Genomic DNA, 13,982 nt, shown 5'->3' with positions numbered 1-13,982 from the left:
CAGTACATAGTATTGCCGGATGGAGCAGCGCTTATCCGGCCTACAGTAGCCTAACAACGTAGGCCGGATAAGGCGTTTTTGCCGCCATCCGGCAGAATTAAATGAGTAACCAAAACGATGAGTCTGAACCTGGTAAGTGAACAATTGCTAGCGGCGAATGGCCTGAAACATCAGGATCTGTTTGCCATCCTGGGCCAACTGGCCGAACGCCGTCTTGATTACGGCGATCTCTATTTTCAGTCGAGCTATCACGAATCCTGGGTTTTAGAAGACCGCATCATTAAAGATGGTTCTTACAATATCGATCAGGGTGTTGGCGTGCGTGCCATCAGCGGCGAAAAAACGGGGTTTGCCTATGCAGACCAGATTAGCCTGCTGGCGCTGGAGCAAAGTGCGCATGCTGCCCGGACTATTGTGCGCGACAGCGGCGATGGCAAAGTAAAAACGCTGGGTGCGGTAGAGCATCAGGCGCTTTACACTTCGGTCGATCCATTACAGAGCATGAGCCGCGAAGAGAAGCTGGATATTCTGCGTCGCGTTGACAGCGTTGCGCGTGCTGCCGACAAGCGCGTTCAGGAAGTAACCGCCAGCCTGACCGGTGTTTATGAGCTGATTCTGGTGGCGGCGACCGACGGTACGTTGGCCGCGGATGTCCGTCCACTGGTGCGTTTGTCGGTCAGCGTACAGGTCGAAGAAGACGGTAAACGTGAGCGCGGCGCGAGCGGTGGCGGCGGTCGCTTTGGCTATGACTATTTCCTTGGCGATCTTGATGGTGACGTTCGTGCCGACGCGTGGGCGAAAGAGGCTGTACGCATGGCGCTGGTCAATCTCTCGGCGGTAGCTGCGCCGGCCGGTACGTTACCGGTGGTACTCGGCGCTGGCTGGCCTGGCGTTCTGCTGCACGAAGCGGTCGGTCATGGTCTGGAAGGCGACTTTAACCGCCGTGGCACCTCCGTATTTAGCGGCCATATGGGTGAACTGGTCGCGTCAGAACTGTGTACCGTTGTGGATGATGGCACCATGGCGGACCGTCGTGGTTCCGTGGCTATTGATGACGAAGGTACGCCGGGCCAGTATAACGTGCTGATCGAAAACGGTATTCTGAAAGGCTACATGCAGGACAAACTGAATGCGCGCCTGATGGGCGTGGCACCTACGGGGAACGGACGCCGTGAATCTTACGCGCATCTGCCGATGCCTCGTATGACCAACACCTATATGTTGCCAGGGAAGTCTACGCCGCAGGAAATTATCGAATCTGTCGAATACGGTATTTATGCGCCTAACTTTGGCGGCGGCCAGGTGGATATCACCTCCGGGAAATTTGTGTTTTCGACGTCCGAAGCGTATCTGATTGAAAACGGTAAAGTGACCAAACCGGTGAAAGGCGCGACGCTGATTGGCTCCGGTATCGAAGCGATGCAGCAAATTTCGATGGTGGGTAACGATCTGAAACTGGATAACGGCGTAGGCGTTTGTGGGAAAGAAGGCCAGAGCCTGCCGGTTGGCGTGGGTCAGCCGACGCTGAAGGTCGATAATTTGACGGTCGGCGGCACCGCATAACATCATGATCCAGGCCCGATAAGCGTCAGTGCCATCGGGCATCTTGCCGGATGCGGCGTTAACGCCTTATCCGGCCTGGACTCTTCTTATTTCTCTTTCCCTCGACCATACATTCCCTGGAACAGCTGCGCCACATCGACAAAATAATCCGTCAGATAGTTAATCACTACCTGAACCTTAAGCGGCAGTTTGTCTTTTTCGGTATACAGCGCATAGACCGGACGCGGATCCGACTGGTAGCGGGGAAGCAGGATCTCCACTTCGCCGCGATTGATCTCATTGATCACCCACATCAATGGTACATAAGCAATGCCCGCGCCTGCGGCCAGCCAGCGCACCAGCGTCATCGGATCGTTAGTGACGAAGCGCCCCTCTGGAATCAGGCGGGTGGAGATCCCTTCCGGGGCGATAAGCTCGAATTCATTATCCGGGCGAACGCTGTATTCCAGCCATGAGTGATTGCTGAGATCGGCAGGTTTTTCCGGGACGCCAAACTGGGCGAGATAACTTTTAGCGGCGCAGACCACCATCGGCATGGCTCCCAGACGACGTGAAAACAGGCTGGAGTCTTGTAAAGCGCCGACGCGGATAACCACATCCAGGCCATCAGCAATTAAATCCGGTGCCGGGATGCCGGTGACCAGATTTACCGTCAGGCCGGGGTACTCTTTCAGCATTTTCGCCGTCAGCCCGGCGAGGACATTTTGTGCCATGGTTGAAGAACAGCCAATACGCAACGTGCCGATAGGAGTGTTATTAAAGGCATACAGCTGCTCATGCACATCCTGCGCTTCGTGCAGCATTCGACGGCAGCCCTGGTAATAAATTTTACCGGCTTCGGTTAGCCCAATGCTGCGCGTACTGCGGTTTAGCAGTTTGACCTGTAGCTCATCTTCCAGTTTAGAGACCGTCTGGCTTATCGATGAAACGCTCATTTGTAGCTGTCTTGCGGCGGCGGTGAAGGAACCCAGTTCGACAACTTTGGCGAACACCGACATACGTTTTAATCGTTCCATTATTCACTCTGGCTTAAAAGTGATTTAGATCACATAATATAGATAACAGCATAACAGTTACGTTAATATATTATTATTCAAATAACGGCTATGTCGCTCTCGCCTGGCTCATCCTTGCCCTTCTCTGCGGTGACATACGCTAGAAAATCTATCACCTGCACTCTCTTAAGCTACCAAGGTCAACATGAGTCTGTTTCCCGTTATCGTGGTGTTTGGTTTGTCCTTCCCACCGATTTTTTTCGAATTGCTTTTGTCACTGGCGATTTTCTGGCTGGTGCGCCGGGTGCTGGTTCCCACTGGCATTTATGATTTTGTCTGGCATCCGGCTCTGTTTAATACCGCGCTGTATTGCTGCCTGTTCTATTTAATAACACGCCTGTTCGTTTGAGGTTGAAGTGAAAACACTAACAAAAAAACTCTCCCGTACGGCCATGACTCTCGTACTGGTCATTCTGGCCTTCATCGCTATTTTCCGCGCATGGGTGTTCTACACCGAGTCGCCGTGGACGCGTGACGCGCGTTTCAGCGCAGATGTCGTTGCCATTGCGCCGGACGTTGCGGGTCTTATTTCCAACGTTAACGTCCATGATAACCAACTGGTGAAAAAGGATCAGGTCCTGTTTACCATCGACCAGCCGCGCTATCAAAAAGCCCTCGAACAGGCCGAAGCCGACGTCTCTTATTACCAGGTTCTGGCGCAGGAAAAACGTCAGGAAGCCGGTCGTCGTAACCGTCTGGGCGTGCAGGCCATGTCTCGTGAAGAGATTGATCAGTCTAACAACGTACTGCAAACCGTATTACACCAGTTGGCGAAGGCACAAGCGACCCGCGATCTGGCAAAATTGGATCTTGAACGTACCGTTATTCGTGCGCCAGCGGATGGTTGGGTGACTAACCTGAATGTCTACAGCGGCGAATTTATTACCCGTGGCTCCACGGCGGTGGCGTTGGTAAAACAGCATTCGTTCTATGTCCTGGCGTATATGGAAGAAACCAAGCTGGAAGGCGTACGCCCTGGATATCGCGCTGAAATTACCCCGCTTGGTAGCAATAATGTGTTGAAAGGTACCGTTGATAGCGTGGCGGCTGGCGTAACGAATGCCAGCAGCACGCGGGACGCAAAAGGTATGGCGACCATTGATTCCAATCTTGAATGGGTCCGTCTGGCACAGCGTGTGCCGGTGCGCATTCGTCTTGATGAGCAGCAGGGAACTCTGTGGCCAGCCGGGACGACGGCTACCGTTGTTATCACCGGTAAGCAGGATCGCGATGCCAGTCAAGAATCCTTCTTCCGTAAAATGGCGCACCGCCTGCGCGAGTTTGGTTAATTGCGATGGGTATTTTTTCCATTGCCAACCAGCATATCCGCTTCGCGGTAAAACTGGCGTGCGCGATTGTCCTGGCGCTGTTCGTTGGTTTTCACTTTCAGCTTGAGACCCCGCGCTGGGCGGTGTTGACCGCGGCAATTGTGGCAGCTGGTCCGGCTTTTGCCGCCGGTGGGGAACCCTATTCAGGCGCTATCCGCTATCGCGGGATGCTGCGTATCGTCGGGACATTTATTGGCTGTATTGCCGCACTGATCATTATTATCAGCATGATCCGCGCCCCGTTATTGATGATCCTGGTGTGTTGTATCTGGGCCGGTTTTTGTACCTGGATCTCGTCGCTAGTGAAGATCGAGAATTCCTATGCGTGGGGGCTTTCGGGCTATACGGCGCTGATCATCGTCATTACTATCCAGGCTGAACCGCTGTTGACGCCGCAATTTGCGCTCGAACGTTGTAGCGAGATTGTGATGGGGATTGTCTGTGCCATTGTTGCCGATCTGCTCTTTTCACCCCGCTCGGTGAAACAGGAAATTGATGTCGAACTGGACAGCCTGCTGGTGGCGCAGTATCAGCTTATGCAGTTGTGTATAAAGCATGGCGACAGTGAAGAAGTGGACAAAGCCTGGGGCGATTTAGTCCGTCGCACGGCGGCGCTGGAGGGGATGCGCAGCAACCTCAATATGGAGTCTTCACGTTGGGTGCGTGCTAATCGCAGGCTCAAAGCATTAAACACGCTGTCGCTCACGCTTATTACTCAGTCCTGTGAAACTTACCTTATTCAAAATACCCGCCCGGAACTGATCACTGACACCTTCCGCGAGTTGTTCGACACACCGGTTGAAACGGTGCAGGATGTCCATAAACAGTTGAAGCGGATGCGTCGGGTAATTGTCTGGACCGGCGAACGTGAAACACCGGTAACGATTTATAGCTGGGCAGGTGCGGCGACGCGCTACCTGTTACTGAAGCGCGGTGTGGTGAGTAATACAAAAATTAGCGCGACGGAAGAAGAGATCCTGCAGGGCGAGCCGGTGGTTAAAGTTGAATCAGCCGAACGTCACCATGCGATGGTCAACTTCTGGCGCACCACCCTTTCCTGTGTGCTGGGAACCTTGTTCTGGCTGTGGACCGGCTGGACATCTGGCAGCGGCGCGATGGTTATGATTGCGGTCGTCACCTCGTTGGCAATGCGCTTACCCAACCCCCGGATGGTGGCGATAGACTTTATCTACGGTACGCTGGCGGCATTACCGCTCGGCGCGCTCTATTTTCTGGTAATTATCCCCAACACGCAGCAAAGTATGCTGTTGTTGTGTTTGAGCCTGGCGGTGCTGGGGTTCTTTCTTGGAATCGAGGTGCAGAAACGGCGATTGGGATCGATGGGGGCGCTGGCCAGTACCATTAATATCATCGTGCTGGATAATCCTATGACCTTCCACTTTAGCCAGTTTCTTGACAGTGCGTTGGGACAGATTGTTGGTTGTGTGCTGGCGTTTCTCGTCATTCTGCTGGTGCGTGATAACTCGCGTGACAGAACCGGTCGCGTGTTGCTCAACCAGTTTGTCTCCGCGGCGGTTTCGGCAATGACCACCAACGTGGTTCGTCGTAAAGAAAACCACCTTCCGGCGCTTTATCAGCAGCTGTTTTTACTGATGAACAAATTCCCCGGCGACCTGGCGAAGTTTCGTCTGGCGCTGACAATGATTATCGCGCATCAGCGTCTGCGCGATGCGCCGATACCGGTAAATGAGGATTTATCTGCGTTCCATCGCCAGCTGCGTCGCACCGCCGATCATGTGATTTCAGCAGGAAATGACGATAAACGCCGACGCTACTTTAGCCAGCTGCTGGAAGAGCTTGAGATCTATCAGGAGAAGTTAATCATCTGGCAAGCCCCTCCACAGGTGACGGAACCGGTAAAACGACTCAGCGGGATGCTACACAAATACCAGCACGCGCTGACCAGCAATTAAGCACAAGAAACCGATGCCAGAAGCGTCGGTTTTTTTATGACTATACTTACCTGAAATGCGGGAGGCCCTGCATATTGGTGGTCCGTAGAGTGACTGGCGTCGGGATGGTGGCTATAGATGAACATCTATACGTTTGATTTTGACGAGATTGAAGACCAGGGGGATTTCTACCGCGAGTTCACGCGCGCATTTGGTCTGGCCCGGGAAAAAGTGGTCGATTTAGATTCTCTGTGGGAGGTCGTTACCGGAGAAGTCTTGCCGCTGCCGGTGGAGATTGAATTTATCCATTTGCCGGACAAACTACGCAGGCGATACGGCGCATTAATATTACTGTTCGATGAAGCGGAAGAAGAGCTGGAAGGGCAGTTACGTTTTAATGTTCGTCACTCAATGTAATACATAAAAAAGCCCCCGGCAGGCGGGGGCAAGTCGTCGGTTTAGACGACGAGGGTTTATTTGTACAGTTCTGCAGTCGCGTGCCAGTGAGCACCTTCACGGAGTTCAGTGACGCGATAGCTGCTGGCACCCGCTTTTTCAGCTTTAGCGGCGATAGCCTGACGCATATCCATTGGTGAGCTACCGATTTGAGATACGGAGATGCTACCCATGGATTGCAGGTTCTGTGCTTCTTGTGAGTTCACCTGAGTAACCGCGGCGCTTGCACCGAAAGAGAGAACAGAAAGAAGGCTTAAAGCTGCAACAGTAGTTTTGATTTTCATGATATTTACCTCGTCGAATTCTTTTATTGTGGGTCTTGTTTCGTGACCCTCATCACAAAATCAAGTATACACTAATAACGCGATAAATTAATACCACGCTAATTGTTTCTGTGGTTATTAAGTTTTAAAGAGATTCTTTTTTATAACTAAAAGGAATTAAAATCAGCCTTTTTAACTACCATATAGAAATAAATTAAGTAAAATCAATGGGATATTGGATTTTGCAAAATGTGCGTTTTTCAGCCTTCATATTCACTGTGTGAATGAGTTTTAGCGGTTAAACGCACCATTTGTTAAATGAATGGCAGTGGAAAATAGAACAAAGAGGGGAAAGTAGAGGTTTTTCCCCGCCGGGAGACGACGGGGAGAAGGCATTACAGTTCTTGTTCGAACAGCTCCAGAATGGCTTCGTACAGATCTTTTACCGTAAAACCCTTAGCTGGTGTGGTGAAGATGGTATCGTCACCGGCAATCGTTCCCAAAATACCTTCCGCTTTACCCAACGAATCCAGCAGACGGGCAATCAACTGAGCAGCGCCGGGGCTGGTGTGAATAACCACGACCGCATCGTTATAGTCGATATCCAGTACCAAATTCTTCAGCGGGCTGGAGGTTGTAGGCACCCCCAACTCTGCCGGCAGGCAGTACACCATTTCCATTTTCGCATTGCGGGTACGCACCGCGCCAAACTTGGTCAGCATGCGTGAAACCTTGGACTGATTGATATTATCAAAGCCCTGATCCTGCAATGCGAGGACGATTTCGCCCTGAGAGCTGAACTTTTCTTCTTTAAGTAGCGCTTTAAACGCCTTCACTAATTCTTCTTGTTTTGCCGAGCTTCGCATAAGTCACCCGTAATATGGCGGTAGAAACAACATTATTGTGCATACAGATGAATTTTTATGCAAACGGTCTGCCCTGGTAAAGGCTGAAATAATGTTATGAAAGAGCGGAATTTTATCAAATTTCGTTATCAAGAAACATGCCTGTGTCACGGCGCGCAAATAAGGTTAAAAGTAAATTAATTGTTATCAAATTGATGTTGTTTTGAGAGGCGGGTAGGGTATATTGTCAGCACCTGTTGGAAAGTTGCTCTACTGTGCGGGTGCTTTTGAATTACGTAACTTAGGTTTTATTTTACGTAAGTTAAATGCATAAAAGCCAAATTTGCGTGACTACGCATTCTTGACGCGTGGTTGTTGTATTCGTTGGATTTGTGGATTAAGGTCGCCGCCGCGGAGCAATAGACACTTTGCTTATCAATATAATAAGGAGTTTAGGATGAAAGTTGCAGTCCTCGGCGCTGCTGGTGGTATCGGTCAGGCGCTAGCATTACTGTTAAAAACCCAACTGCCTTCAGGTTCAGAACTCTCCCTGTACGACATCGCTCCAGTAACACCTGGTGTGGCCGTTGATTTGAGCCATATCCCTACTGCTGTGAAAATCAAAGGCTTCAGCGGTGAAGACGCTACCCCTGCACTGGAAGGTGCTGATGTAGTACTGATCTCTGCGGGTGTCGCGCGTAAACCGGGTATGGATCGTTCCGACCTGTTCAACGTCAACGCCGGTATCGTGAAGAACCTGGTGCAGCAGGTTGCTAAAACCTGTCCGAAAGCATGTATCGGTATCATCACCAACCCGGTGAACACGACCGTTGCTATCGCTGCAGAAGTGCTGAAAAAAGCAGGCGTATACGATAAGAACAAACTGTTTGGCGTGACCACGCTGGACATTATCCGCTCCAATACCTTTGTTGCGGAACTGAAAGGCAAACAGCCTGGCGACGTTGAAGTCCCGGTTATTGGCGGCCACTCTGGCGTGACCATTCTGCCATTGCTGTCACAAATTCCTGGCGTGAGCTTCACCGAGCAAGAAGCGGCTGACCTGACCAAACGTATCCAGAACGCGGGTACTGAAGTTGTGGAAGCTAAAGCCGGTGGCGGATCTGCTACCCTGTCTATGGGTCAGGCCGCAGCACGTTTCGGCCTGTCACTGGTTCGCGCACTGAGCGGCGAAAAAGGCGTGGTTGAATGTGCTTACGTTGAAGGCGACGGCCAGTATGCTCGTTTCTTCTCTCAGCCGCTGCTGCTGGGTAAAAACGGCGTAGAAGAACGTCAGTCTATCGGTAAGCTGAGTGCGTTTGAGCAAAGCGCGCTGGAAGGCATGCTGGACACGTTGAAGAAAGATATCACTCTGGGCGAAGAGTTCGTTAAGTAAGAACTGCCAGAAAATAAAAAACCGGAGCCTGGCTCCGGTTTTTTTATGCACCACACTTTTATAGCCGGATAAAGTACGTTATCCGGTGCTAACGTCAGTTTGTCGCAGGGTATTCCTGAATCGTCACCTGCAGCGTCAGCTGTTTGTCATCGCGCATCACGACGACGGAGATGACCGAACCTGGGCGAATTTCGGCAACCTGGTCCATGGTCTCAAGCGCGGATACCGCCGGTTTATTATTGACTGAAATGATCAAGTCGTTGACCTGAATGCCGGCCTGCGCTGCCGGACCGTCCGGAGCCACTTCGTTAACCACGATCCCCTGAATTTGATCCATTCCGCCGCCCTGCGCGTGCAGTGGCGCAATTTCACGACCGCTGATGCCGATGTAGCCGCGAATCACGCGCCCGTCACGAATCAGCTTATCCATGATTTTGGTCGCCAACTGAAACGGAATGGCGAAGCCAATACCTTCGGGGGTTTCGCCGTCGTTGCTCTTATCAAATGACAGCGTATTAATGCCCATCAGTTCCCCCAGTGAGTTGACCAGCGCACCGCCGGAGTTACCGTGGTTGATGGAGGCATCCGTTTGCAGGAAGTTTTGCCGCCCTGTCGGGTTCAGGCCAATACGGCCGGTGGCGCTGATAATCCCCTGGGTAATGGTTTGCCCAAGGTTGTACGGGTTACCAATGGCGAGAACCACATCACCGATGTGCGGCACACGCTTGTTATTAATGGGGATGGTCGGCAGGCCGCCAGTCGCGTTGATTTTCAGCACCGCAAGGTCGGTTAACGTATCAGAACCCACGAGCAGCGCTTCAAATACACGTCCATCCTGCAGTGCGACGATGATTTGGTCGGCATCATTAATGACGTGCTTATTGGTAATGATATAGCCGCGCTGATCCATGATAACGCCTGAGCCGAGCGTACGGATCTCAAGCTGGTTATGTGCTGTGCTGTTCATACTGCGGTTATAAACGTTAACGACGGCAGGAGCAGCACGGCGAACCGCCGAGTTATAGCTGGCGGGCGTTTCATCTGCACTGTCGAACTGCGGTGTAGTAAGGGTATTAATTTTGCGCAGAGAGGGCATCGCCGCCAGCAGAATGGCGCCGACGATTAAACCAATCGCGACCGAACGTAAAAGCTTCACAAACATGATGGCGGCGTCATTAAAAAAGGGAACGGCAGCAGCATATCACGAGTTAACCGGACATCACACGGGGGGCTGATGTCCGGTTTAATGCATTACCGCAGGAGCAGGTAAATACTGTCGTTACCGCGAACCACCTGCAGAGCGATAATCGCCGGTTTCGCTTCCAGCACCTTACGCATTTCGGCAATCGAGTTTACGCGATCGCGGTTAACGCCAATGATAACGTCATCTTTATGCAGACCAGCCTGTGCGGCTGGACTACTTTTTTCAACGTTATCTATTTTGATGCCTTTAGTGCCATCTTTTAACTGACCATCGCTGAGCGTAGCGCCTTGCAACGCAGGGGCGATCATTTCCGCACTGGCGGACGATGATGTGCTGGTATCCAGGGTGACTTCAACCTCCAGTGGTTTACCGTTACGCAGCAGCCCCAGTTTGACCTTGGTTCCTGGTTCAGTTGTCGCAATGCGTGAACGCAGTTCGGCAAAGCTGCTGAGTGGTTTACCGTTGAGACTGGTAATGACGTCACCGGATTTCACTCCCGCCTTGGCAGAACCTGAGTTGGGCAGAACCTCGCTGACAAACGCCCCGCGCTGCACATTCAGATTGAACGCTTTGGCGATGTCGGCGGTCATTTCGGTACCTTTAATCCCTAACAGACCGCGTTTGATTTCGCCAAACTGCATCAACTGTTGCGCCAGCGTGCGCGCCATGTTGCTTGGGATCGCAAAGCCAATCCCGATGCTGCCGCCGCCGGGGGCCAGAATCGCGGTGTTAATGCCAATCAACTCACCGTTGAGGTTAAGCAGCGCGCCGCCGGAGTTGCCCCGGTTGATGGACGCATCGGTCTGAATAAAGTTTTCCAGACCCTCCAGGTTCAGCCCGCTGCGACCCAATGCCGATACAATGCCGGAAGTGGCGGTTTGCCCGAGACCGAACGGGTTACCCACGGCCACCGCGAAATCACCCACGCGGAGTTTGTCGGAGTCGGCAATGGCGATTTGCGTCAGGTTACTGGGGTGTTGAATTTGCAGCAGGGCGATATCGCTCTGATCGTCACTGCCGATCAGCTTCGCGTCGAACTCTCGGCCATCATTAAGCTGAACGCTGATTTTTTGCGCCTGATTAATGACGTGGTTATTGGTCAGGACGTAGCCTTTTGCGGCATCAATAATGACCCCTGAGCCCAGCCCTTCAAAAGGTTGTGAAGGTTGGTCGGGAAGCTCATCACCAAAAAATTTTTTAAACTCTTCCGGGACTTTTTGTCCTTGAACAGCGGTGCCTTCGACCCTAACGCTCACCACGGCAGGTAACACTTTCTCCAGCATCGGGGCAAGGCTGGGAAGCGCAGCCTGACCGGGAACCTGGCCGGGAATCGACGCAACGGCCGGGAATGGCGCCGAGAGAGTTAACCCGACACTTAACGCTAATGCACTCAACAGCTGGGTTTGTTTTTTCATGGATCCTGCTCTCGTACCTTGAGTAAACGGAAGATGATTCAAAACAGTTTGATGTTATTGAATTTTCGGTTTGGTCACAATGAGGCTAACGACTAAATAATAGCTGGGACGGGAAGAGAAGCGGAGGGCGCAATTACTGCGCCCAATAAATTTCTTAACGATGTGCGTTTAGTCGCGCTTTGCGCCACTACGCAGCAGGCCGGAGGCCCCTTCAGAATAGTCACGCGGCATCTGAACCGGCGCCTGATCGTTGCCAGCTTCGGACTCTGCCAGACGATTACGGAACGGGTTGTTTTCCGGCGACATACCCGGCAGCAGGTTGCTCGAGCTTTTCGCCATATGCTGGTAGATCTGACGATAATCGTCCGCCATGTTATCCAGCAATTCAGCGCTGCGGGCAAAGTGGCTTACCAGCTCTTCGCGGTACTCTTCCAGCTCAGCTTTATTTTTTTCCAGTTCGTACTGCAATGCCTGCTGTTGGCGTAATTTACGATTACCAAAACGCATGGCTACAGCACCAATAATGATACCGACGACTAACCCAATTAGCGCATATTCCCAGGTCATGAACATCTCCCGTTGTCTTGTGTTTCCGTAGGGTGTTGGCTTTAGGCTCCATGCCTGCGCCTGATTATGCCACTATAACCGCTAATCCCGTAGAAGTGGAATCCCGTGTTTATATCACGTAATGTAGAACGGCCTTTTTTTCGTCAACCGTGAGCGACGGCACATCGATTCTCAAGGAATAACAATAACATCATGCAAAGCCTTTCCCCGACATCGCGTTACCAACAAGCCCTTACAGACGGCACTCATCAGCCCGACAGCGTACAACAAGAAGCCGTGAATCGACTGGAAACCATTTTCCAGGCGTTAACGACGCCAGCTCGTCCTGCCCCGCAGGAGAATGGTCTGATGGCGCGTTTTGGCAAATTGCTGGGCAAGCGTGAGTCGCCGACCAACCCGCCGGTGCGTGGTTTGTATATGTGGGGCGGGGTCGGACGCGGGAAGACCTGGCTGATGGATCTGTTCTACCATAGTCTGCCGGGCGGGCGTAAACAGCGTTTGCACTTTCACCGTTTTATGCTGCGCGTCCATGAAGAGCTTACCGCCCTGCAGGGGCAGAGCGATCCGCTGGAAATCATTGCCGACCGCTTTAAGGCCGAAACGGACGTGCTGTGCTTCGATGAATTTTTTGTTTCTGATATCACCGACGCCATGCTGCTTGGCGGCTTAATGAAGGCGCTATTTGCCCGAGGCATTACGCTGGTGGCGACCTCCAATATTCCTCCGGACGACCTGTATCGCAACGGTTTACAACGCACGCGTTTTCTTCCTGCCATCGATGCCATCAAGCAGCATTGCGACATCATGAATGTTGATGCCGGCGTCGATTATCGTCTGCGCACCTTAACGCAGGCACATTTGTGGTTGTCGCCTCTGAATGAGGAAACCCGCCAGCAGATGGATAAGCTGTGGCTGGCACTAGCGGGAACCAAAAGTGAGCATGCGCCGACGCTGGAGATTAACCATCGTCCGTTGCCGACGCTGGCCGTCGAAAACCAAACGCTGGCGGTGTCGTTCACCACGCTCTGCGTCGATGCCCGTAGTCAGCATGACTATATTGCGCTGTCGCGTCTGTTCCACACGGTGCTGTTGTTTGATGTGCCGGTCATGACCCCGCTGATGGAAAGCGAGGCGCGACGCTTTATCGCGCTGGTGGATGAATTCTACGAACGCCACGTCAAGTTGGTGGTGAGTGCGGCCTCTCCCTTATATGAGATCTACCAGGGCGAGCGTCTGAAGTTTGAATTCCAGCGTTGTTTGTCGCGTTTGCAGGAGATGCAAAGCGAGGAGTACCTGAAGCGGGAACATTTAGCCGGTTAAACCTGCCGCAAATCACATAAAGGGGTCGATCTTTGACCCTGACTTCTCTATAATCTTGCGACCCCACGTTACGAGAGAGTTTTTTTCCCAAAACTTTCTATGCGCCGGCATAGGCTATTCGAAGGGGTAGGTTTGCTGGACAATGTCGTGTGAACCTCAACTGACAAAACGTTTGGGTGTTCACCAACGTGTAACTTATTTATTTGGGTAAGCTTTTAATGAAAACTTTTACAGCTAAACCAGAAACCGTAAAACGCGACTGGTATGTTGTTGACGCGACCGGTAAAACTCTGGGCCGTCTGGCTTCCGAACTGGCTCTGCGCCTGCGCGGTAAGCACAAAGCGGAATATACTCCGCACGTAGATACTGGTGATTACATCATCGTTCTGAACGCTGACAAAGTTGCTGTAACCGGCAACAAGCGTACTGACAAAGTGTACTATCACCACACCGGTCACATCGGTGGTATCAAACAAGCGACCTTTGAAGAGATGATTGCTCGCCGTCCTGAGCGTGTGCTTGAAATCGCGGTTAAAGGCATGCTGCCAAAAGGCCCGCTGGGTCGTGCTATGTTCCGTAAACTGAAAGTTTACGCTGGCAACGAGCACAACCACGCGGCACAGCAACCGCAAGTTCTTGACATCTAATCGGGATTATAGG

At 52.1% G+C, this 13,982-nt stretch carries 14 protein-coding genes; 8 read left to right on the top strand and 6 right to left on the bottom strand.

Annotated elements, in window-relative coordinates; genetic code table 11:
- Positions 1–117: 117 nt before the first annotated feature.
- A complete protein-coding gene (tldD, locus tag FDX11_RS24320) occupies positions 118–1,563 on the top strand; it encodes a metalloprotease TldD (RefSeq protein ID WP_032940819.1) in 1,446 nt (481 codons plus the stop codon).
- Positions 1,564–1,649: 86 nt separating this feature from the next.
- Here tldD and aaeR read toward each other — a convergent pair whose 3' ends face one another.
- Positions 1,650–2,579, bottom strand: a complete 930-nt coding sequence (aaeR, locus tag FDX11_RS24315; protein ID WP_038634351.1) for an HTH-type transcriptional activator AaeR — start codon at positions 2,577–2,579, stop codon at positions 1,650–1,652.
- Positions 2,580–2,763: 184 nt separating this feature from the next.
- Between aaeR and aaeX the strand changes: the two genes are divergently transcribed.
- From aaeX to FDX11_RS24295, 4 genes are all read left to right on the top strand, one after another.
- A complete protein-coding gene (aaeX, locus tag FDX11_RS24310) occupies positions 2,764–2,967 on the top strand; it encodes a p-hydroxybenzoic acid efflux pump operon protein AaeX (RefSeq protein WP_003025177.1) in 204 nt (67 codons plus the stop codon).
- Positions 2,968–2,974: 7 nt separating this feature from the next.
- On the top strand, positions 2,975–3,907 hold the full coding sequence (gene aaeA / locus FDX11_RS24305) for a p-hydroxybenzoic acid efflux pump subunit AaeA (protein ID WP_042311334.1): 933 nt from the start codon (positions 2,975–2,977) through the stop codon (positions 3,905–3,907).
- 5 nt (positions 3,908–3,912) lie between these two features.
- A complete protein-coding gene (gene aaeB / locus FDX11_RS24300; protein ID WP_061382533.1) occupies positions 3,913–5,880 on the top strand; it encodes a p-hydroxybenzoic acid efflux pump subunit AaeB in 1,968 nt (655 codons plus the stop codon).
- A 117-nt stretch (positions 5,881–5,997) separates the two neighbouring features.
- A complete protein-coding gene (locus tag FDX11_RS24295) occupies positions 5,998–6,276 on the top strand; it encodes a hypothetical protein (RefSeq protein ID WP_061382532.1) in 279 nt (92 codons plus the stop codon).
- Between the two features lie 56 nt (positions 6,277–6,332).
- On the opposite strand, the gene yhcN is transcribed toward FDX11_RS24295, so the two are convergent.
- Both yhcN and argR read right to left on the bottom strand, forming a co-directional pair.
- Positions 6,333–6,599 carry a peroxide/acid stress response protein YhcN gene (yhcN, locus tag FDX11_RS24290; RefSeq protein WP_042311328.1) on the bottom strand — a complete coding sequence of 89 codons (267 nt, stop codon included), beginning with the start codon at positions 6,597–6,599 and terminating at the stop codon, positions 6,333–6,335.
- Positions 6,600–6,973: 374 nt separating this feature from the next.
- A complete protein-coding gene (gene argR / locus FDX11_RS24285) occupies positions 6,974–7,444 on the bottom strand; it encodes a transcriptional regulator ArgR (protein ID WP_003025162.1) in 471 nt (156 codons plus the stop codon).
- 436 nt (positions 7,445–7,880) lie between these two features.
- Here argR and mdh point away from each other — a divergent pair, with 436 nt between their 5' ends.
- Positions 7,881–8,816, top strand: a complete 936-nt coding sequence (gene mdh, locus FDX11_RS24275; protein ID WP_038634337.1) for a malate dehydrogenase — start codon at positions 7,881–7,883, stop codon at positions 8,814–8,816.
- A 94-nt stretch (positions 8,817–8,910) separates the two neighbouring features.
- Here mdh and degS read toward each other — a convergent pair whose 3' ends face one another.
- From degS to zapG, 3 genes are all read right to left on the bottom strand, one after another.
- Positions 8,911–9,978 carry an outer membrane-stress sensor serine endopeptidase DegS gene (gene degS / locus FDX11_RS24270; RefSeq protein WP_042311325.1) on the bottom strand — a complete coding sequence of 356 codons (1,068 nt, stop codon included), beginning with the start codon at positions 9,976–9,978 and terminating at the stop codon, positions 8,911–8,913.
- 89 nt (positions 9,979–10,067) lie between these two features.
- Positions 10,068–11,435 carry a serine endoprotease DegQ gene (gene degQ / locus FDX11_RS24265; protein WP_042311323.1) on the bottom strand — a complete coding sequence of 456 codons (1,368 nt, stop codon included), beginning with the start codon at positions 11,433–11,435 and terminating at the stop codon, positions 10,068–10,070.
- Between the two features lie 168 nt (positions 11,436–11,603).
- Positions 11,604–12,002 (bottom strand): Z-ring associated protein ZapG, encoded by a 399-nt coding sequence (zapG, locus tag FDX11_RS24260; protein ID WP_003025147.1) that lies wholly within the window; start codon positions 12,000–12,002, stop codon positions 11,604–11,606.
- Between the two features lie 192 nt (positions 12,003–12,194).
- On the opposite strand from zapG, the gene zapE reads away from it, so the two are divergent.
- On the top strand, positions 12,195–13,322 hold the full coding sequence (gene zapE, locus FDX11_RS24255) for a cell division protein ZapE (protein ID WP_042311321.1): 1,128 nt from the start codon (positions 12,195–12,197) through the stop codon (positions 13,320–13,322).
- 218 nt (positions 13,323–13,540) lie between these two features.
- Positions 13,541–13,969, top strand: coding sequence for a 50S ribosomal protein L13 (gene rplM / locus FDX11_RS24250; protein WP_003025141.1), 429 nt, complete (start codon positions 13,541–13,543; stop codon positions 13,967–13,969).
- The last annotated feature ends 13 nt before the right edge of the window (positions 13,970–13,982 follow it).

The sequence above is a fragment of the Citrobacter sp. wls714 genome (assembly GCF_005281025.1).
In the GTDB taxonomy this organism is placed as follows: Bacteria; Pseudomonadota; Gammaproteobacteria; order Enterobacterales; family Enterobacteriaceae; genus Citrobacter; species Citrobacter werkmanii.
Note: the sequence above shows the minus strand (reverse complement) of the source record. Positions and strands in the feature narration are given on the sequence as shown.